The sequence below is a fragment of the Williamwhitmania sp. genome, assembly GCA_035529935.1.
GTDB lineage: Bacteria > Bacteroidota > Bacteroidia > Bacteroidales > Williamwhitmaniaceae > Williamwhitmania.
Window position 1 is genome coordinate 1 of sequence record DATKVT010000175.1, and the last position, 18,008, is coordinate 18,008.

Sequence of the window (18,008 nt, forward strand, 5' to 3'; positions counted from 1 at the left end):
TTTGTATCGGACCTTTGGCCCATATCATCCTATTTCTTTTTGGCTCCCAATAGCTATGACGATAAAGTTGTGAAGAAATTTTGGAAAGAAAATGTTCCTGCAATTATGGAGGATGCAAAACTATTTCTAACTGGAATAGAGGACTTTAGTCATGAATTGGTGGAGAGGGCACTGCACGATTGGATTACAGAAAAGCAGCTTCCTATGGGGCAAGTAATGAACAATCTCCGCCTATGCCTTGTTGGTGCAAGTATGGGTCCGGGAGTAGCTCAAATTGCTTCGCTCATTGGCAAAGATGAAACAATCCGTCGTATTGATGCCGGATTAAAGAATATAAAAATAGAGGCTTAGTTAAATAATGATTGTTAGTAGGTTAAATAGCGTTAGTCTTCATTGTTGTGCTTGTTGTAGTTTCAGCACGCCAACAGGAGGATGCGCTATACCTTTTTTTGCTAAGCTATCTTGATGATATTTTTAGCGTTTTGGGTTGCCCTTCCTGGTTTCAGGGAGGGCTTTTTTTTTACATTAATTCAACGAAATGAAACTTTTTACAACGCCACGCCATCAATTCAGCAGGCTCTCAAGAGAGGACGTTCGGGACTTCATTGAGGATATCACCAATAGCCTTTACCCTTCACGGTGTGGCCGACTTCATCGCGTTTTTAGTCAGCAGCTACTAAAGCGAAGGCTGATGCGGTTGCTGAAACCAGTTGAATCACGATTGTCGCTGTCAGTGGAGATGATTTCTGCAAATTTTTTTGCGGAACTTCCAGCTATCAAAGCCGACCTTGACGCTGATGCTCGCGCCATTGCCGATAACGACCCCGCCGCCAGTGGGGCAGCAGAGGTGGTGCTTGCCTATCCTGGCTTTTTTGCCATAATGGTTTATCGAATGGCTCACAAGCTGCACGGGCTGGAGGTTCCTCTTCTTCCCAGAATGATGACGGAGCAGGCACACTCCCTGACAGGCATTGATATTCATCCGGGAGCCGTCATCGGTAAGTCTTTTTTTATTGACCATGGAACGGGTATTGTGGTAGGCGAAACAGCTATTATTGGCAACAACGTTAAGCTCTACCAGGGAGTAACTGTTGGTGCACTCAACGTGTCGAAAGGCCAAGCTACGCAGAAGCGCCATCCAACCATTGAGGATAATGTGATTATCTACGCCGGTTCAACTATACTAGGAGGTAAGACTACCGTTGGACACGATAGCATTATTGGTGGAAACGTATGGCTTACCGAAAGTGTTCCGCCATACTCCATGGTCTACCATAAGAGTGAGGTGCGAATAAGAGAACGGCTGGTGGTAAACGGCGTGAGGTTTACAGATGTGATTGATTTTTCAATTTAAAATATAGCCTATGCAGAATAGGCTAATCAATTGTTACAAGAAGAAACAATAAAAACAAAAATAAAATGAAAGCAACAAATGTTTTGGAGCTGGTGGGCAATACGCCCCATCTCCGTCTCTCTGCTATCTTTCCAAATGGAGCGGTGTGGACAAAGATTGAACGTAACAATCCCGCAGGAAGCATCAAGGATAGGATTGCCATTTCCATGGTTCGCGATGCCGAGCAACGCGGTTTGCTAAAGAAGGGTTCTGTGATTATTGAGCCCACCTCTGGTAATACTGGAATTGCATTGGCTATGGTTGGTGCAGCCTTGGGATACAAGGTTATGCTTGTAATGCCCGAATCGATGTCGATGGAGCGCCGCAAGTTGATGACGGCCTACGGTGCCGAGCTAGTGCTCACCCCAAAAGAGAAGGGAATGAAGGGTGCCATAGAGCGGGCTTCCGAGCTGGCAAGTGAAATTCAGAATGCTTGGATTCCCATGCAGTTTGAGAATGCGGCAAATCCTGCCATTCACGCAAAAACCACTGCCGCCGAGATTCTAGCCGATTTTCCAGAAGGCTTCGACTACCTAATAACTGGTGTTGGAACCGGAGGACATATTAGCGGGGTAGCACAGGTTCTAAAGCAGCACTTTCCAAAGATTCAGATTGTTGCCGTTGAGCCAACTGATTCTCCTGTAATTAGTGGAGGCAGTCCCGGGCCACACCCGCTACAGGGTATTGGAGCCGGATTTATTCCAAAAAACCTCAACACCGATTTGGTCGATCGGGTCATTACCATCACCAAGGAGGAGGCCTATGGCATGGTTCGTCGGGCAGCGCAGGAGGAAGGACTGCTGGTCGGAATTAGTTCCGGGGCTTCGTTGGCTGCTGTAGCCAAGGTGCTTGTCGAAGAGCCCAGCGCACGTGTTATCACCTTTAGCTACGATTCAGGTGAGCGTTACCTAAGCGTAGAAGGACTTTTCTAGCATTATTGTATCGAAACATTGCCTCTTGGTTTGTTGAATCGAGAGGCCTTTTTCAGTATTTGCCTCAATGAGTAACACCCATCAATAAATAAAACCCCTCCGGAAAATAGTTCCAGAGGGGTTAACTGTATTATGAATCTACCGTATTCTGCTACTTTCCTGAAATCTTGCTCCAGGAATCTTTGAGTGTTGTTGTGCGGTTGAAAACTATGCTATCCGGCTTGGAGTCCTTATCCACACAAAAGTAGCCGAGGCGTTCAAACTGGAATTTATCTAGCGATTTTGCCTGAGCGAGGCTAGGCTCAATGTATCCGGTGGTAACTTTAAGCGAGTCGGGGTTGAGGTTAACCTTCCAATCCTCTCCTTCAGGAACATCTTCGGGGCTTTCACCCATAAAGAGACGGTCAAAGAGGCGAATCTCTGCCTTAACAGCGTGCTGGGCCGAAACCCAATGAATAGTTCCTTGAACCTTGCGTCCGTCCGGTGAGTTACCCCCACGGGATGCCGGATCGTGGGTACAATGAACTTCTATAATTTCACCGTTGGCATCCTTCACCACGCTTTCGCATTTCACAAAGTAGGCATAACGCAAACGAACCTCCTGACCGGGGGCTAGACGGAAAAATTTCTTGGGTGGATTTTCCATAAAGTCATCACGCTCGATGTAGAGCTCACGGCTAAAAGCAACTTTACGCTTTCCGGCTGTTTCGTCTTCCGGATTATTGACGGCTTCCATCTCCTCCACTTGTCCTTCGGGATAGCTGGTGATAACCACCTTAAGGGGATTTAACACAGCCATGCGACGCTCGGCCCTCTTGTTGAGGTCCTCACGAAGACAGAATTCCAGCAACGAAAGGTCGATTACGTTGTCGCGACGTGCAACACCTACTTTATCGGCAAAAAGTCTAATCGATTCGGGAGTATATCCTCTGCGGCGCAAGCCTCCAATGGTGGGCATGCGCGGATCGTCCCAACCCATCACAAGATTGTTCTTTACCAGCTCCAGCAACTTGCGCTTGCTCATCACCGTGTAGGTGAGGTTGAGGCGGGCGAATTCAATCTGTCGGCTAGGGAAAATTTCCAGCTCGCGGATGAACCATTCGTATAGTGGACGATGCACCTCAAACTCGAGGGTGCAAATAGAGTGTGTAATTTTTTCAAGGGAGTCACACTGACCATGGGCATAGTCGTACATGGGGTATATGCACCACTTATCGCCAGTGCGGTGGTGGTCTGTGTGGATTATGCGATACATGAGTGGATCACGCAAGAGCATGTTGGGTGAAGCCATATCGCCCTTGAAGCGAAGCACCTTTTCGCCATCCTTAAATTTGCCATTACGCATTCTGGCGAACAGGTCGATGTTTTCATCAACCGACCGATTTCGGTATGGGCTCTCCTTGCCCGGAAGATTTACGGTTCCACGATGTTCTCTTATTTGCTCCTGGGTGAGATCGTCTACGTAGGCTTTCCCCTTTTTAATGAGCACAACGGCCCACTCGTAAAGCTGTTCAAAGTAATCGGAGGCGTAGTATTCGCCATCCCACTGAAAGCCTAGCCAGTTTACATCCTCCTTAATGGAATCAACATATTCCACATCCTCCTTGGCTGGGTTGGTATCGTCGAAACGGAGGTTGCACTTTCCACCATACTTTTGGGCTAACCCAAAGTTGAGGCAAATGGACTTGGCGTGGCCAATATGCAAATAGCCGTTTGGTTCCGGGGGGAAACGGGTATGTACGCGCCCAGCATGTTTTTCGTTGCGAATATCCTCCTCAACAATTTCCTCAATAAAATTAAGCGTCCGAACTTCGGAATTTTCGCCTAATCCTTCGGTGGATGAGTCTTTCATATAAATGTTATTTATTATCTTATGTTTTCTTTGTTAGAAGCGAGTTGCCATAATTGATGCCAATTTGCCCCGAACTGGCAAATTTAAAAGGAATTAGGTTACAACCTGCGGAATAGGAACAAAAAATGTATTTGGGAGCATGATTATCACGGAAAGCACATGATTCTTCATTGCTCGCTTGTAAAACGGTTTTGCTACTTTTGTAAAAACTGATTCAAGATGGGAGTAATAGCCATAGAGAACATGGAGTTCTACGCCTTTCATGGCTGCTTTGAGGCCGAGGCTGTAGTGGGTAACCGATTTATGGTCGACCTGTGGATAGATATAGATCATAGGATGGCCGCAGAGTCGGATAACATTATTGATGCGGTAAACTACCAGCAAGCCTATCTCATAGTAAAGCGGGAAATGGCGATTCGATCTAACCTACTGGAAAATGTGTGCAAGCGCATTATCGAAGGCCTTTACGACGAGTTTTATGGATTGAAACACGTAAAGGTTAAGGTCTCGAAAATGGCACCACCCATGGGCGGCGCTATAGAGCGGGTGAGTTTAACCTTGGAGAAGTAGTATGGGTTTTATCCAGATAAAGGAGTGCCCACGCTGCGGTATGCTTTTTGACTGCTATTGTCAAAGCACAAAATATGGTTGCTGGTGTAGCTCTTTTATTCTTACTGCAGAGGTGTTAGACCATTTGAAAACTCACTACCAAAACTGTCTGTGCCCCAACTGTATTAAGGAGTTTTCCGAAAAAGGAACAGCGCTTCTGTTGCGAGATTGAAAAAAATTCTATCTTTGCAATCCCAAACCATGGTCTCGTGGCCGAGTGGCTAGGCAGAGGTCTGCAAAACCTCGTACAGCGGTTCGAATCCGCTCGAGACCTCCAAGTCCTGCATTTCTTGCAGGGCTTTTTTTGCTTTAAACAATCCTTTTTTTCATTTTTTATTTGCCATGCAGTCGTTATTGACGGTGGCTGGATTTCGATCTCTCAATGGGAGGCCTCAATTACTAAGTGAGAATGGTTGGGATGACAATGCTTCGTCAAAAAACAGAAGGTCAATATTATGAGATTAAGCGATTTATCTTAATTGTTAGCTTGGTGTTGATAAAACGTTTCTTCTCTAGTTGGTACACCTGAGGCAGTAGTATAACTTGCAAGTCAACTTTGTAACCGTGCCACTTATTGGCAATAAGAAGGTTAGCCATAGACTGTTTAAAAAGATTTAATACACGATATAATGCAACGCGAAAACGAGAACGTTCAGAACAAGAAAACGAAGCAATCGGAGAAGGAAATTCTGGAAAAGGTTTACAGCTATGAGGAGGCAGTAGAATCTTCCAACGAGTATTTCAAGGGTGACCAGCTGGCGGCAACGGTTTGGGTAAGTAAATACGCTCTTAAGGACTCCTTTGGTAAGATTTACGAGCTCAATCCCGCCGATTTGCATAGACGGTTGGCCAAAGAATTTCATCGCATGGAGGTTAAGTATCCGAACCCACTGAGCGAGGAGGAAATTTTTGAAACACTAGATCAGTTTAAGTACATTATTCCACAGGGTGGACCAATGACAGGGATTGGGAATGATCACCAAGTAGCGTCGCTATCGAACTGCTTTGTGATCGGTCACAAAAATCCTGCTGACTCCTATGGTGGGATTATGCGCATTGATGAGGAGCAGGTGCAGCTCATGAAGCGTCGTGGTGGCGTTGGCCACGACCTTTCGCATATCCGCCCCAAAGGTAGCCCTGTTCTCAACAGTGCATTAACATCTACTGGTGTAGTTCCCTTTATGGAACGCTACTCCAACTCCACCCGTGAGGTGGCGCAGGATGGCCGTCGTGGTGCGCTCATGCTCTCCATCTCCATTAAGCATCCCGATGCTGAAAAGTTTATCGATGCCAAGATGGATGCTGGAAAGGTTACCGGTGCCAACGTTTCGGTGAAAATTGATGATGAATTTATGCGCTCCGTGGTTTCGGGGAAGCCTTATGTTCAGTGCTATCCAGTTGATGCCACCGATCCAAAGTATAAAGTTGAGGTTGATGCACGTAAAATCTGGAATAAAATTATCCACAATGCATGGAAGTCGGCTGAGCCGGGTGTTCTTTTTTGGGACACCGTGCTGCGTGAGTCTGTCCCCGATAGCTATGCAGACTTGGGTTACCGCACTGTTTCTACAAACCCTTGTGGTGAGATTCCTCTTTGTCCGTACGATAGTTGCCGGCTTATTGCCATAAATCTCTACAGCTACGTTGATAGGCCCTTTACTGCCGAAGCCAAGTTCAACTTTGTAAAGTTTAAAAAGCACGTGCGGGTTGCCATGCGCATGATGGACGACCTTATCGATTTGGAATTGGAGAAGATTGATGCCATTCTTGGAAAGATTACAAAGGATCCGGAAGATCAAGATGTAAAAAGTGTAGAGCGTTCGCTTTGGGAAAAAATTAAAACGAAGGCCACTGAAGGACGCCGTACAGGCCTTGGCATTACAGCCGAAGGCGATATGCTTGCTGCACTTGGATTGCGTTATGGCTCTGACAACGCCATCGATTTCGCAGTGGAAATACAGCGTACGTTAGCCTTAGAAGCTTATCGTTCATCAGTGGAGATGGCCACAGAGCGCGGTGCGTTCCCCATCTACGATGCCCAACGGGAAAAGAATAATCCATTTATTCAGCGTATTAAGGCTGCTGACGAAGAACTTTACAATAGCATGGTTGAGCATGGACGCAGAAATATTGCCCTTCTCACTATTGCCCCAACTGGAACCACCAGCCTTATGACCCAAACTACCTCGGGTATCGAGCCAGTATTTCTACCTGCATACAAGCGTCGCCGAAAGGTTAATCCCAACGACCAAGCGGTGAATATCACCTTTACCGATGAGATTGGCGACTGCTGGGAGGAGTATAACGTATTCCACCATAAGTTTCTCATTTGGATGGATGAGGCTGGGTTTGATTCCAAGGAGGTGGAGCACTACACCGATGAGCAGGTGCAGCAGCTGGTAGAAAAGTCACCCTACTACAAAGCCACCTCCAACGATGTGGATTGGGTAAGTAAGGTGAAGATGCAGGGTATGATTCAAAAATGGGTCGACCACTCCATCAGTGTAACGGTTAATTTGCCCGAGGATACCACTGAGGAGATGGTCGCTGAGGTATACAAAACGGCTTGGGAGAGTGGATGCAAGGGCTGCACCGTATACAGGGAAGGTTCACGGGCTGGTGTATTGGTTTCGAATAGCAAAAAGGGTAAGAAGGAGAGTTCCGTACCAGTTAAGCGCCCAGCCATACTCGACTGTGAGGTTATTCGATTCAAGAATAATCATGAGAGCTGGATTGCATTTGTTGGGTTGCACAATGGTCGTCCATACGAAATATTCACCGGTATGACCGATGATGATGTGCTCGCCATTCCCAAATCTATTGATCAGGGTAAGATATTGAAAATTAAGGATGATCGTGGCAGCCGTTACGACTTCCAGTATGAGGATAAGTATGGCTATACCAATACCGTTGGTGGCCTTTCACACATGTTCAACAAGGAGTTTTGGAACTATGCCAAGCTTATCTCGGGAGTGCTCCGCAATGGAATGCCTATTCCGGATGTGGTAAACCTCGTTTCGTCGCTGCGCCTCGATAGCGAAAGCATCAACAACTGGCGAAATGGAGTGGAGCGTGCGTTGCACCGCTACATTCCCAATGGGACCAAGGCAAAGCATGGAAAGAAATGCCAAGAATGTGGATCAGATTCGCTTATATATCAAGAAGGATGTCTTTTGTGCACTAATTGCGGAAGCTCTAAGTGCGGTTAGTCGGTTAATTTGGCAAGTAAGCCCGGTCGTGAGATCGGGCTTTTTTGTTGAAGATCGCAAGAAAACCTAAAGTATTCAATAGCGTGTTTTACCTTCTAGAAATTCGCCGAATTCTTTTGTTTAGATAATAAATCGCCACGCCACAGTATGGTTTAAGTTGATTATTTGAGTCTTTCGACTCCCATTTTATCAAGAGTCCTGTCAATTCTGAGATAGTCCGAGTTCCTTGTTTTTTCCCAAGGATATCGGTTAGAGCATCTATTACTGCTTTTCGATTGCAAGTCAGTCGATAGAGATTCAGGTTTAATGTTTCTATATCATTTAACATTAGTTTATTTTCAGAGTATATTGCACCACTTGGTTTGTATTTTATCAAAGAATTAATAGGAGTGTCATTATTTGATGGGTTAAAAATAGAGTGATGTATTTTTTCTGTGTGTATCACAATGAGTGTTGTTGTATGAATAACTCTGATTTCCAAGGCATACGGCTAGCATATTTTTATAATCTAATTGAAGCGCAGGAGTTTTTGATTGACTTTGCCAATGTTCAACCTTCATTTTTGTTCGATCGTTTTGAATTCTCTGCATACAATAGGCACAAATGTATCCTTGTTCTTCGAGAAGTGATTGTCGAATAGCATCTTTGACTGGTGTGAAATTTGCCCCATCGTACTCAGCATTTGGTTGTAACCTATATGCAAATAATTCCTTTGGCTCTTTAATTTTTACTATGGAAATCATCTTTTTTACTTTAGCATTGCTATAAGGGCTTCTGCTTTAACTATTTCTGGAATATCGCCGTGCAACTTCTTTTTTAAATCCATAATCGCTGCGATTGCTTCTGTAAATTCTTCCTTGTCCATTAAATTGTATATTTCATTTAAGTCTCCCTTTATCTTCAGGTTCCTTGAAGGAGTATTCATCAACTCTTCAAGTATTTGCGAAGAATCTAAACCAAGAGATTGAGTTGGCGTAATACAGAGTAACTCATCATTGTCGTGAATCAGTAACCGAATGTTTTCAGGTAGAAGTTCTCCAATGCTTTGTGGAGAATGAGTAGTGAGAATGAATTGACAGTTTGGAAATACATTTTGCAAAGAAGTAATAAAAAAACGTTGCCATTGAGGATGTAAGTGCAATTCAATTTCATCTATCAAAACAACACCTTCACCAGCAAGAGGATTTTCTAATGTTGGATTAGCAATGGCCAATCTTCTTGCTAAATCACCAACAACTCCGACTAAACATTTCTCACCATCAGAAAGTTGGTCAATAAGAACATCCTTCCCCTGCTTACTGATGGTCATTCTTAGAGGACTCCTTTTGACTCTTAAGTTGCTATAGCCTGGCAGAAAACAAGCGATTGCATCCCTGACTGCAGAAAGTTGTTTATCTGGAAATTGATTTTCTGGTTCATCGTTAAAAATACTTCTTTTGGTGGATCTTGAAATTAACTCATTTTCTAAGTCTTCTCTATTTCTAAACCATTCAAAGAAACTACGAAAGTTTGCTGCACTCGTTAAAGACTCGTCATATGCTTCCAGTAACTCAAAACTATGCTTCATCTTAATTCTCAAAGGAATATCCATAACTGCCCTGTTTATTGGATAATATACAAACAGGGGAATAGAGCAATTCATTTGACAATCTTGCAGTTGGCCCTGAATTTTCTTAACATATTCATTTACAAATTTTAAATCGGTAGACACACCGTGCTTTAGATATCCCTTTTGTGTTTTAACCAACTTCCACTCGTTACCATTATTATCAATTGCTTTAATCTCGGCAAAAGCTGTTTTATTCTTAATGTCATTATCCCTAATTGCTCGGCCAGATGAGCCTTCATGTCGAATCCTTGACGTAACCCAAGATAACAAATATGCAATAGCATCAAGCAGACTGGTTTTTCCTGCACCATTTACCCCTACAAATACTGTCATTTTAGGATGCAAGTTTACCTCTAGTTGATTTATACCTCTAAAGTTATGCAGTTCAACTTTGCTTAGATTCATATTGAATAGTTTGAGTATCAGTTAATGCAAAAATAACCATTAATAGTTACAACAAAAATTCTGGTTAACTAAGATTTTTTACAAAATCAGAAAGATTAATTTTAAAAAAAGGCGCCCCCATTTAACCTTAAGTCAAGGGGGGTGTTTTCTCAATGCGAGAATTTTCTTTACTTCACCTCCGAACCATTTCTTACCTCGGTGAGCGGGGCCACAAATTCAAGTCGACCATCGGCATCCTGTGCCATCAGAATCATGCCATGGCTTTCGATGCCGCGAATTTTTCGGGGTTCGAGGTTAACCAGCATGGAAACTTTTTTCCCAATAGCCTGCTCGGGCGTAAAGTAGCCTGCTATTCCCGACACCACAGTTCGCTTGTCGATGCCGGTGTCGATGGTGAGCTTAAGCAGCTTATCGGTTTTAGGAACGCGCTCTGCCTCCAGAATGGTTCCGGTGCGGATATCCATCTTGGCAAATTCGTCGTAGCTAACTATATCGCGCTGTGGGGTAACGGGTATTGCCATCACCTCGTTTTGCTTCTTTGTGTTGGCAAGCTTCTCCAGCTGCTTTTCTATTTCGGCATCCTCCACCTTTTCGAACAGCAACGATGGCTCGCCAATGGTGTGGCCTGCCTTCAACAGGTCGGCACGGCCAAGCACATCCCAGCCCGGTTTGCCAAGGTTGAGCATGGTAAGCAGCTTTTCGGAGGTGAAGGGCAAGAATGGCTCAAACACAACGGCCAAGTTAGCTGCTATTTGCAGCGAGATGTTCATAATGGTCTTCACCCTTTCGGCATCAGTCTTGATTACTTTCCAAGGCTCGGTATCGGCAAGGTATTTGTTTCCAAGGCGTGCCATGTTCATGGCCTCCTTGAGCGCCTCACGAAAACGGAAACTCTCGATGCTATCCTCCACCTTTTTGCGAAGCAGAGGCAATTCGGCCAAGGTCTCCTTGTCGAAGTCGGTTAATTCACCGGCTGCGGGGACCACACCATTGTAATACTTCTGGGTAAGAACCAAAGCCCGATTTACAAAGTTGCCATAAATGGCTACTAGCTCGCTATTATTTCTGGTCTGAAAATCTTTCCAGGTAAAGTCGTTATCCTTTGTTTCCGGTGCATTGGCACATAGCACATACCGAAGTACATCCTCCTTTCCCGGAAATTCTTCGAGATATTCGTGAAGCCAAACGGCCCAGTTTCGGGAGGTGGATATTTTATCACCTTCGAGGTTGAGGAACTCGTTGGCCGGAACGTTGTCGGGCAAAATGTAGCTACCCTCTGCCTTCAGCATCGCGGGAAACACAATGCAGTGAAACACGATGTTGTCCTTGCCAATAAAGTGAACCATGCGCGTATCTTCACTCTTCCAATACTTTTCCCAATCGGGCGTAAGCTCCTTGGTAGCGGATATGTAGCCAATGGGAGCATCGAACCAAACGTAGAGCACCTTGCCTTTGGCCCCTTCCACTGGAACGGGAACTCCCCAGTCGAGGTCGCGGCTTACTGCACGTGGCTGAAGGCCCATGTCGAGCCATGACTTGCACTGGCCATACACGTTGGTTTTCCACTCCTTGTGCTCCTCTAGAATCCACTTTTTCAAAAAGGGCTCATACTTATCGAGAGGAAGAAACCAGTGTGAGGTTTCGCGTAGCACCGGCTTGTTGCCGCTGATGGCAGAGCGAGGGTTAATAAGATCGGTGGCGTTGAGCGAGGTGCCGCACTTTTCGCACTGGTCGCCGTAGGCATTTTCATTGGCGCAGTGTGGGCAGGTCCCCATAATATAACGGTCGGCAAGAAATTGCTTTGCCTCCTCATCGTAGTATTGCTCGGTGGTTTTTTCCACAAATTCACCCTTGTCGTAGAGCTTACGGAAGAATTCCGATGCCATTTGGTGGTGAACCTTGGATGAGGTACGGGAGTATATATCGAACGACATGCCAAAGCGCATGAACGAATCCTTAATCATTGTGTGATACTTGTCGACCACCTCCTGTGGTGTGACGCCCAGCTGGCGGGCCTTAATGGTGATTGGCACTCCATGCTCGTCTGAGCCGCACACCGAAATAACATCTTCGCCCTTCAAACGGAGGTAGCGCGAGTAGATATCGGATGGGATATATACACCTGCTAAGTGGCCAATGTGCACCGGTCCGTTGGCGTAAGGAAGCGCTGAGGTTATTAGGTAACGTTTAAACTTTGTCATAAAAAGCCCAATTTGGTTGGATTTTATCCAATAAGAATATGAATTGCAAATATAGCCCCATTTCTCTTTCCAACGAAGCGATGGTCGAAGGTTTTGGTGTAGAAGTTGATTGGCATGAATCGCCGGCTAATTTTAATCGCACTGGAAGGTTTTTTAGATCGCAGATATTGATGTCAGCAACTTTTTGTTTACATGAGTGAAAAGTTGTTCATTCATCCATATCTTTGACCATACTAGGTGGTAAAAAGTCTTTTATAGGTTCATGCTGTAATAATTGAAATCGAATGATTCGTCCGCCATATCTAAAAACAGGAGACACCATTGCCATTGCCGCTCCGGCACGAAAAATAGCACGCGAGGAGGCTGCTCCTGCTATTGATCTTCTTAAAAATGAGGGGTTTAAGGTTGTTGTTCCCGATGGCTTGTTTGAGGTCGAAAACCAGCTGGCCGGTAACGACAAGCATCGCGCTGCTCAAATTGCTGAGTTGCTTAAAAGTGATGAGGTGAAGGCCATTCTTTTTGCCCGTGGAGGTTATGGTTCGGTAAGAACTTTGCAGTATATTCCTTCTTCCTTGTTTACCTGCAACCCCAAGTGGATCGCTGGCTACAGCGATATTACAGTATTTCATAGTTTCTTGTCACGGCAGGGCATTCAGAGCCTACACGCCACTATGCCCATAAACTTTCCCAAGGCGGGTGGGCATAATCAATCCACCCAATCGTTGGTTAATGCACTTAGAGGAACTCTTGTTCCCATTGAGGTGCCAACCCATTCGGGCAACATGGTTGGAAAGGCTCGGGGGATTCTTGCCGTAGGAAATCTTTCCGTGCTCTACAGCTTGGCCGCAACGCCCATCGATTTGATTCCAGAGGGAAGAATTTTGCTAATCGAAGACTTGGATGAATACCTTTACCATATAGACCGTATGATGATGAATTTGAAGTATTCTGGAAAGTTGAGTAAAATATCAGGGTTAATCGTTGGACACATGTCGGACATGCGCGATAATACAACACCTTGGGGTAAGTCTGCCCATGAAATCGTGAGGGAGGCAATGGACGATTTGTCCATTCCGGTTGCCTTTGGCTTTCCGGCTGGTCACCTAGAACCTAATTTAACTTTTATAGTTGGAGCAGAAGTGGAATTGGAGGTAACTGAAGAGCGTTCAACGTTGAGCTACCTCGATTAAGATCTTACCTGGGTATAGCTATTTGGTATCTCGAATAACCTACCTTCCAGCTTAGCTGACTTTATCTCTTTAACAGTAATCGTTACCTTTTCGGCACGCAGGAACGTTCGTTCCTCATAAACCATTGGAAAAAAGCCAGTATGTTCTGGAATTTTGAAAAATGCCCTAAGGTTTGTTTCGGTAGGATCGTAAATGCTTAGAAGTTTCGCAAAGAAATCCATCTTAATTTCGGCTACCCAAAAAGCACTTTCGTCACGGTTCGAGCTTTGTTTTACTCGCCATTGATAGCAGTTTACTCCTTCAATAATCTTGTGGTTTTGCGATTTATTGATAACTACCGCAGCGTTGTATGGTGGAAGAGATTGGGGAATAAGATAGGCATGTTGTTTTTGTGAAAGAAGAACTACCTCCTTGTTTTTTAGATTCACCAAGGTGGAACGAAGGAGATCGTTATTGCTACTTAATATGTCTACCCTAACGTTGTCACCTTTTATGTAGAGGTTGATTCTTGTGGTATCGTAAGGTGTAACTTCCAACATACCAACTTTTCCTTCAAAGGGTGAAGGTGTATGCGTAGGTGTTGATAAAATGGTGAATATGGAGATAAAGGTGGCTAACCAAAAATTCATTTTCAAACAAATTACACAATGTGTATATTCGTAAATTGAATTAAAGTTACGTTGAATTGACAAATAATCAAAAAGTTTGGTCAATGGACGAAAAAAATAGGCTAGGCGAATTTGGCGAGGCAAAGGCTTTGGAATTTCTAGTTTACAAAGGTTTTGAAATAGTGGCTACCAACTGGCGTTACGGGCACAAGGAGATTGATATTGTTGCTCGTAAGGATGGATTAATTCACGTGGTTGAGGTTAAAACACGAGCAACCGACTACTACGAGGAACCAAAAGAGGCTGTTAAGCGTAAAAAGCAGAGGAATTTGGTGGAGGCCGCCGATGCCTTTGCTGTTAAATATAATATTGAAGAAGAGGTTCAGTTCGATATTATATCAATTGTAATGCGAGACGAGAAGTTTGATCTGGAATATATTCCGCAGGCTTTTTACCCCGGTTTATAGCAACACAACATGGATATTGACGATTTACGCGACTACTGCCTTGGCAAGCCATTTACAAGTGAAGGTTTTCCGTTCGACACCGACACGTTAGTTTTTAAGGTTGCCGAAAAAATATTTGCTCTGGTAAGCCTCGACAGCCAACCGCTGAGCATTAATCTGAAGTGTGATCCAGAACTGGCATTGGAGTTGCGGGAGGAGTATCCAGCCATAATGCCTGGATACCACATGAACAAGAAGCACTGGAACACCCTTGTGCTTGACGGGAGTATTCCTCGAATTAAGGTGCTGGAACTCATCGATCATAGCTATAACCTTATCTTTGAATCATTACCGGCAAAAACACGTGCTTTGCTCAAGGAATAGCCGCACGCACTCATTTATATTGCTTTAGCATTCTCAAATTGTTACCTTTAGCATTGTTTTATGCAATGAATCAACCTTAATAACTGCGATATGAGAGCCCTTGTTGTAACCATTGGAATTGTGCTTGCCTCCGTTTTGACGGTTAATGCACAGGTTTACCATGTAATTAAGCTGGAGGGTAGTGTTACCAACTTAAATTCGGGAAAAACCCTTGCTCCCGGCGACGTCATTCAGGCATCCGACAGGCTAGCCTTCGAATCGGCCAATGCAAGCATTATTGCTATTGGAGATAATCGAACCAAATACATTCTTCGAATGCCAAAGATGGAGAACGCAGATAAACCAGACCTTATACTTCTGGCCAGTCAAGCTGCAATCGCTGTAAAATCTCGAAATGCATTTAAAACTAGAGCATTTAATCCAGACCAAAAGGAGGTTTCAGATCTGAAGCAGTATTTTGGCAGCGACCGCTTCTCTATTATTGGAGATCAAGTTAATATTACACTTAGTGAGCAGAAGTATCCGCTTAACAACAGCGTTATTATTTTTTATTATAAAGTAAAGGATAAGCCCATCTCAAAGCGGTTAAAGTATGATCAACAAACTATTAGCATCGAGTCTGACAAGTTAAAAGAGGTTAGGGGAGAAATGATAAACACCAATGAAATTGAAAACGTTGTTGTATACGACTATTCCTCACCTCAAGACTATAAGGAGATCACCTCCTTCAATCTGCTTTTTGTTAATAATGCCGATTTGGAAAAGGAGTTTAATACTATTATTCCTATTCTGAGGAGCCAGAAGATGGACGATAAGGGCATTAAGGAGTATTTGGTTGACTACTACGTCGACTTTTATGGGCTTACTGACTCCAAGGCTCTCTCGGCTTTTATTGACGGTGTGCTAAAGAAGAGCAGCTAGCGTAACCTTGTGGTTACTCGACCATTTGTTGGAGCGCTATGCTCGGCATCGACAAGCGCAGCTTAGTTAAACGCTCCCTTCAGGTATGCCTTGGTTCGTTCCTCCTTTGGATTTTCGAAAAACTCCTTGGCTGGACCCTGTTCAACTACCTCGCCTAAATACATGAAAACCACATGATCGGCAATGCGCCTTGCTTGCCTAAGAACGTGGGTAACCATAACAATGGTGTAGTTGTCCTTTAGTTCCAAAAATTTCTCCTCAATGGCCTGGCTCGAAACGGGGTCGAGGGCAGAGGTGGGTTCGTCGGCCAGAATAATTTTGGGGTCTACCGCTAGCCCACGGGCAAGGCACAGTCGCTGCTGTTGCCCAATGGATAATCCCGATGCCGGATCGCGGAGCCTATCCTTTACCTCTTCCCACAGGCTAGCCTGACGAAGGAAATGCTCCACAGGCTTTGTTAGAAATTTCTTCTCTTTTCTTCCGCTAATTCGGAGCCCATAGGCAACATTCTTAAAAATGCTCATCGGCAGGGGATAAGGTCGCTGCGAAAGGAGTCCCATGCGCTGTCGTAGTTGCGTAATGTCTCCCTTGTAGGATAGAATGTCTATATCATCAATAAATATTTCACCAACAACCTTAATATCGGGATACATGTCGGTAAGCCGATTCAACGTCTTGAGCAGGGTGGTTTTGCCGCAGCCAGAGGGTCCGAGAATAACCGTTATCTTGTTTTTCGGAATCTGGATGTTGATGTCCTTTAAAATCTGCTGCTTTCCAATGTGCAGGTTGAGATTTCGGATGTCGATTTCGGTGTTGCTATCCATGTTCTAGAACTTAATCTTGTTTTTCTCGAAACGTCGCGAAAGATACCTTGAAGATATGCTGATTATCAAAATTATAATGGTAAGAACCAGTGCCGAGGCATATGCTCTTGCCTTAACTTCCGGTATGGGTGAGCTGAGCTGGAAAAATATGGCGAGCGGTAAGGTTGCCGCAGGCTGGCTCAGCGAGTGAGGAATATAGTCGGTATAGCCTGTGGTGAAAAGCACCGCGGCAGCATCGCCAATGGCTCTTCCAAAGGAGAGTAGTATGGCCGTTACAATTCCGGGGGAACATTGCCTCACAAATACGCGGAAGGCTGTTTCGGAACGCGTTGAACCCAACGAAAGAGAAGCTTCGAGCAACCCACGCGGAACAGTTTTAAGAACCTCGTCGATTGATCGCACCATGATGGGGATGATGAATAGTGTTACGGTGATTATTCCGGCAAGTAGCGAAGTTCTAATGCCCATGTATACCATTAGGGTGAAGCCAAATGCACCGTAAACAATGGACGGAACACCCCACAGCAGATCGAGCAAAAACCGAATGGTATTTACCAGTTTTTGATGGTTAAGAAGATGAATGTTCATAAAAAGGGCCACCGGTAGTCCTATAAACAGTGCCATAACCGTAGAGCCAACTGCGAGGTAGAGCGATCCCACAATGGCGTTAAGAATGCCGCCCTCCTTTCCAAAGTAAAAGCCGCCCTTGGGTGTTTGCGAAAGCATCTCCCACGAAAGTGCGGGTAAACCATTGACCAGAATACTTACTATAATTAGCATCAGTACTGCAGCAATGCCCAATGTAGCCATTCGCATTACGCCAATGAAGATTTTTTCCTCAGCCTTGATTAGTCGGGTGTGGTTTTTCCTATTCATTATATTCTCACATATTTTTTTCTAACCTAATAATGGCCAATCTTGAGCCAAAGTTGAAGAGCATTACTACAACAAAGAGTACTAGGGCAGCTAACATTAGTGCAGAGTCATATAGTGGAATGGAAAGCATTTCTCCGTAGTTGTTGGCAATAAGTGCTGGTAAAGGATATCCTGGGCTAAACAGTCCGTTGGGAATATGAGCCACATTGCCCACCACCATCAGCACGGCCATGGTTTCCCCAAATGCACGAGAAACGCCGAGCCCAATGGCGGAGATTATTCCCGGATATGCTTTTCGCAATAGCACTTTTTTTACTGTTTGCCATCGTGTAGCACCAAGTGATAGCGAAGCTTCAAGCAACTCATCGGGAACAGTGTGGAACACATCAATGAGTATATTCAGAATAAATGGGATTATCATTACGGCAAGCACAATGGCACCAGCCAGAACAGTAAAGCCCGATGATTGGTAACCCAGCAGCGGCGCCACGTAGTGTGATACGAATGGCACTACTATTAAAATTCCCCACAAACCGTAAATAACAGAGG

At 44.7% G+C, this 18,008-nt stretch carries 17 protein-coding genes and 1 tRNA gene; 10 read left to right on the forward strand and 8 right to left on the reverse strand.

The window, feature by feature from the left end; all coding sequences use genetic code 11:
* The 3 genes from VMW01_13440 to cysK all read left to right on the forward strand — a co-directional run.
* Window positions 1–351 (forward strand): hypothetical protein (locus VMW01_13440; protein ID HUW07256.1); only part of this gene is annotated, 351 nt, incomplete at its 5' end.
* Window positions 352–538: 187 nt separating this feature from the next.
* Entirely contained in the window at window positions 539–1,354 is an 816-nt protein-coding gene (epsC, locus tag VMW01_13445) for a serine O-acetyltransferase EpsC (protein ID HUW07257.1), read from the forward strand.
* Between the two features lie 65 nt (window positions 1,355–1,419).
* A complete protein-coding gene (gene cysK / locus VMW01_13450) occupies window positions 1,420–2,325 on the forward strand; it encodes a cysteine synthase A (GenBank protein ID HUW07258.1) in 906 nt (301 codons plus the stop codon).
* A gap of 151 nt (window positions 2,326–2,476) precedes the next feature.
* Here the strand turns inward: cysK and VMW01_13455 are convergent, their stop codons facing one another.
* Window positions 2,477–4,177, reverse strand: a complete 1,701-nt coding sequence (locus VMW01_13455; GenBank protein ID HUW07259.1) for a glutamine--tRNA ligase/YqeY domain fusion protein — start codon at window positions 4,175–4,177, stop codon at window positions 2,477–2,479.
* 219 nt (window positions 4,178–4,396) lie between these two features.
* Between VMW01_13455 and folB the strand changes: the two genes are divergently transcribed.
* From folB to VMW01_13470, 3 genes are all read left to right on the forward strand, one after another.
* Entirely contained in the window at window positions 4,397–4,747 is a 351-nt protein-coding gene (gene folB / locus VMW01_13460) for a dihydroneopterin aldolase (GenBank protein ID HUW07260.1), read from the forward strand.
* 242 nt (window positions 4,748–4,989) lie between these two features.
* Window positions 4,990–5,063: transfer RNA gene (locus tag VMW01_13465), tRNA-Cys, on the forward strand.
* A gap of 352 nt (window positions 5,064–5,415) precedes the next feature.
* Complete coding sequence (locus VMW01_13470; GenBank protein ID HUW07261.1) at window positions 5,416–7,995, forward strand: adenosylcobalamin-dependent ribonucleoside-diphosphate reductase; 2,580 nt, start codon at window positions 5,416–5,418, stop codon at window positions 7,993–7,995.
* A gap of 407 nt (window positions 7,996–8,402) precedes the next feature.
* Here the strand turns inward: VMW01_13470 and VMW01_13475 are convergent, their stop codons facing one another.
* From VMW01_13475 to metG, 3 genes are all read right to left on the reverse strand, one after another.
* Entirely contained in the window at window positions 8,403–8,738 is a 336-nt protein-coding gene (locus VMW01_13475; protein HUW07262.1) for a hypothetical protein, read from the reverse strand.
* Window positions 8,739–8,743: 5 nt separating this feature from the next.
* Window positions 8,744–10,009 (reverse strand): AAA family ATPase, encoded by a 1,266-nt coding sequence (locus VMW01_13480; protein HUW07263.1) that lies wholly within the window; start codon window positions 10,007–10,009, stop codon window positions 8,744–8,746.
* A 167-nt stretch (window positions 10,010–10,176) separates the two neighbouring features.
* Complete coding sequence (gene metG, locus VMW01_13485) at window positions 10,177–12,330, reverse strand: methionine--tRNA ligase (protein ID HUW07264.1); 2,154 nt, start codon at window positions 12,328–12,330, stop codon at window positions 10,177–10,179.
* A 164-nt stretch (window positions 12,331–12,494) separates the two neighbouring features.
* Between metG and VMW01_13490 the strand changes: the two genes are divergently transcribed.
* Entirely contained in the window at window positions 12,495–13,400 is a 906-nt protein-coding gene (locus VMW01_13490) for an LD-carboxypeptidase (protein ID HUW07265.1), read from the forward strand.
* On the opposite strand, the gene VMW01_13495 is transcribed toward VMW01_13490, so the two are convergent.
* Entirely contained in the window at window positions 13,397–14,029 is a 633-nt protein-coding gene (locus tag VMW01_13495) for a DUF4412 domain-containing protein (GenBank protein HUW07266.1), read from the reverse strand. The genes VMW01_13490 and VMW01_13495 overlap by 4 nt on opposite strands.
* Window positions 14,030–14,112: 83 nt before the next feature.
* Here VMW01_13495 and VMW01_13500 point away from each other — a divergent pair, with 83 nt between their 5' ends.
* The 3 genes from VMW01_13500 (at window position 14,113) to VMW01_13510 (ending at window position 15,759) form a co-directional block, all read left to right on the forward strand.
* A complete protein-coding gene (locus tag VMW01_13500; GenBank protein ID HUW07267.1) occupies window positions 14,113–14,475 on the forward strand; it encodes a YraN family protein in 363 nt (120 codons plus the stop codon).
* Between the two features lie 9 nt (window positions 14,476–14,484).
* Window positions 14,485–14,838 carry an MmcQ/YjbR family DNA-binding protein gene (locus tag VMW01_13505; protein HUW07268.1) on the forward strand — a complete coding sequence of 118 codons (354 nt, stop codon included), beginning with the start codon at window positions 14,485–14,487 and terminating at the stop codon, window positions 14,836–14,838.
* Window positions 14,839–14,928: 90 nt separating this feature from the next.
* The gene (locus VMW01_13510; GenBank protein ID HUW07269.1) at window positions 14,929–15,759 is read left to right on the forward strand and encodes a hypothetical protein; all 831 of its coding nucleotides are present in this window, start codon (window positions 14,929–14,931) and stop codon (window positions 15,757–15,759) included.
* 62 nt (window positions 15,760–15,821) lie between these two features.
* Here VMW01_13510 and VMW01_13515 read toward each other — a convergent pair whose 3' ends face one another.
* The 3 genes from VMW01_13515 to VMW01_13525 all read right to left on the reverse strand — a co-directional run.
* Window positions 15,822–16,583, reverse strand: coding sequence for a phosphate ABC transporter ATP-binding protein (locus tag VMW01_13515; protein ID HUW07270.1), 762 nt, complete (start codon window positions 16,581–16,583; stop codon window positions 15,822–15,824).
* A 3-nt stretch (window positions 16,584–16,586) separates the two neighbouring features.
* Window positions 16,587–17,459 carry a phosphate ABC transporter permease PstA gene (gene pstA, locus VMW01_13520; GenBank protein ID HUW07271.1) on the reverse strand — a complete coding sequence of 291 codons (873 nt, stop codon included), beginning with the start codon at window positions 17,457–17,459 and terminating at the stop codon, window positions 16,587–16,589.
* 7 nt (window positions 17,460–17,466) lie between these two features.
* On the reverse strand, window positions 17,467–18,008 hold a 542-nt coding region (locus VMW01_13525; GenBank protein HUW07272.1), incomplete at its 5' end, for an ABC transporter permease subunit.

Coding starts and splice junctions, on each gene's coding strand:
- epsC (HUW07257.1), top strand. CDS start 539: ATGAAACTTTTTACAACGCCACGCCATCAATTCAGCAGGCTCTCAAGA.
- cysK (HUW07258.1), top strand. CDS start 1,420: ATGAAAGCAACAAATGTTTTGGAGCTGGTGGGCAATACGCCCCATCTC.
- VMW01_13455 (HUW07259.1), bottom strand. CDS start 4,177: ATGAAAGACTCATCCACCGAAGGATTAGGCGAAAATTCCGAAGTTCGG.
- folB (HUW07260.1), top strand. CDS start 4,397: ATGGGAGTAATAGCCATAGAGAACATGGAGTTCTACGCCTTTCATGGC.
- VMW01_13470 (HUW07261.1), top strand. CDS start 5,416: ATGCAACGCGAAAACGAGAACGTTCAGAACAAGAAAACGAAGCAATCG.
- VMW01_13475 (HUW07262.1), bottom strand. CDS start 8,738: ATGATTTCCATAGTAAAAATTAAAGAGCCAAAGGAATTATTTGCATAT.
- VMW01_13480 (HUW07263.1), bottom strand. CDS start 10,009: ATGAATCTAAGCAAAGTTGAACTGCATAACTTTAGAGGTATAAATCAA.
- VMW01_13490 (HUW07265.1), top strand. CDS start 12,495: ATGATTCGTCCGCCATATCTAAAAACAGGAGACACCATTGCCATTGCC.
- VMW01_13495 (HUW07266.1), bottom strand. CDS start 14,029: ATGAATTTTTGGTTAGCCACCTTTATCTCCATATTCACCATTTTATCA.
- VMW01_13500 (HUW07267.1), top strand. CDS start 14,113: ATGGACGAAAAAAATAGGCTAGGCGAATTTGGCGAGGCAAAGGCTTTG.
- VMW01_13505 (HUW07268.1), top strand. CDS start 14,485: ATGGATATTGACGATTTACGCGACTACTGCCTTGGCAAGCCATTTACA.
- VMW01_13510 (HUW07269.1), top strand. CDS start 14,929: ATGAGAGCCCTTGTTGTAACCATTGGAATTGTGCTTGCCTCCGTTTTG.
- VMW01_13515 (HUW07270.1), bottom strand. CDS start 16,583: ATGGATAGCAACACCGAAATCGACATCCGAAATCTCAACCTGCACATT.
- pstA (HUW07271.1), bottom strand. CDS start 17,459: ATGAATAGGAAAAACCACACCCGACTAATCAAGGCTGAGGAAAAAATC.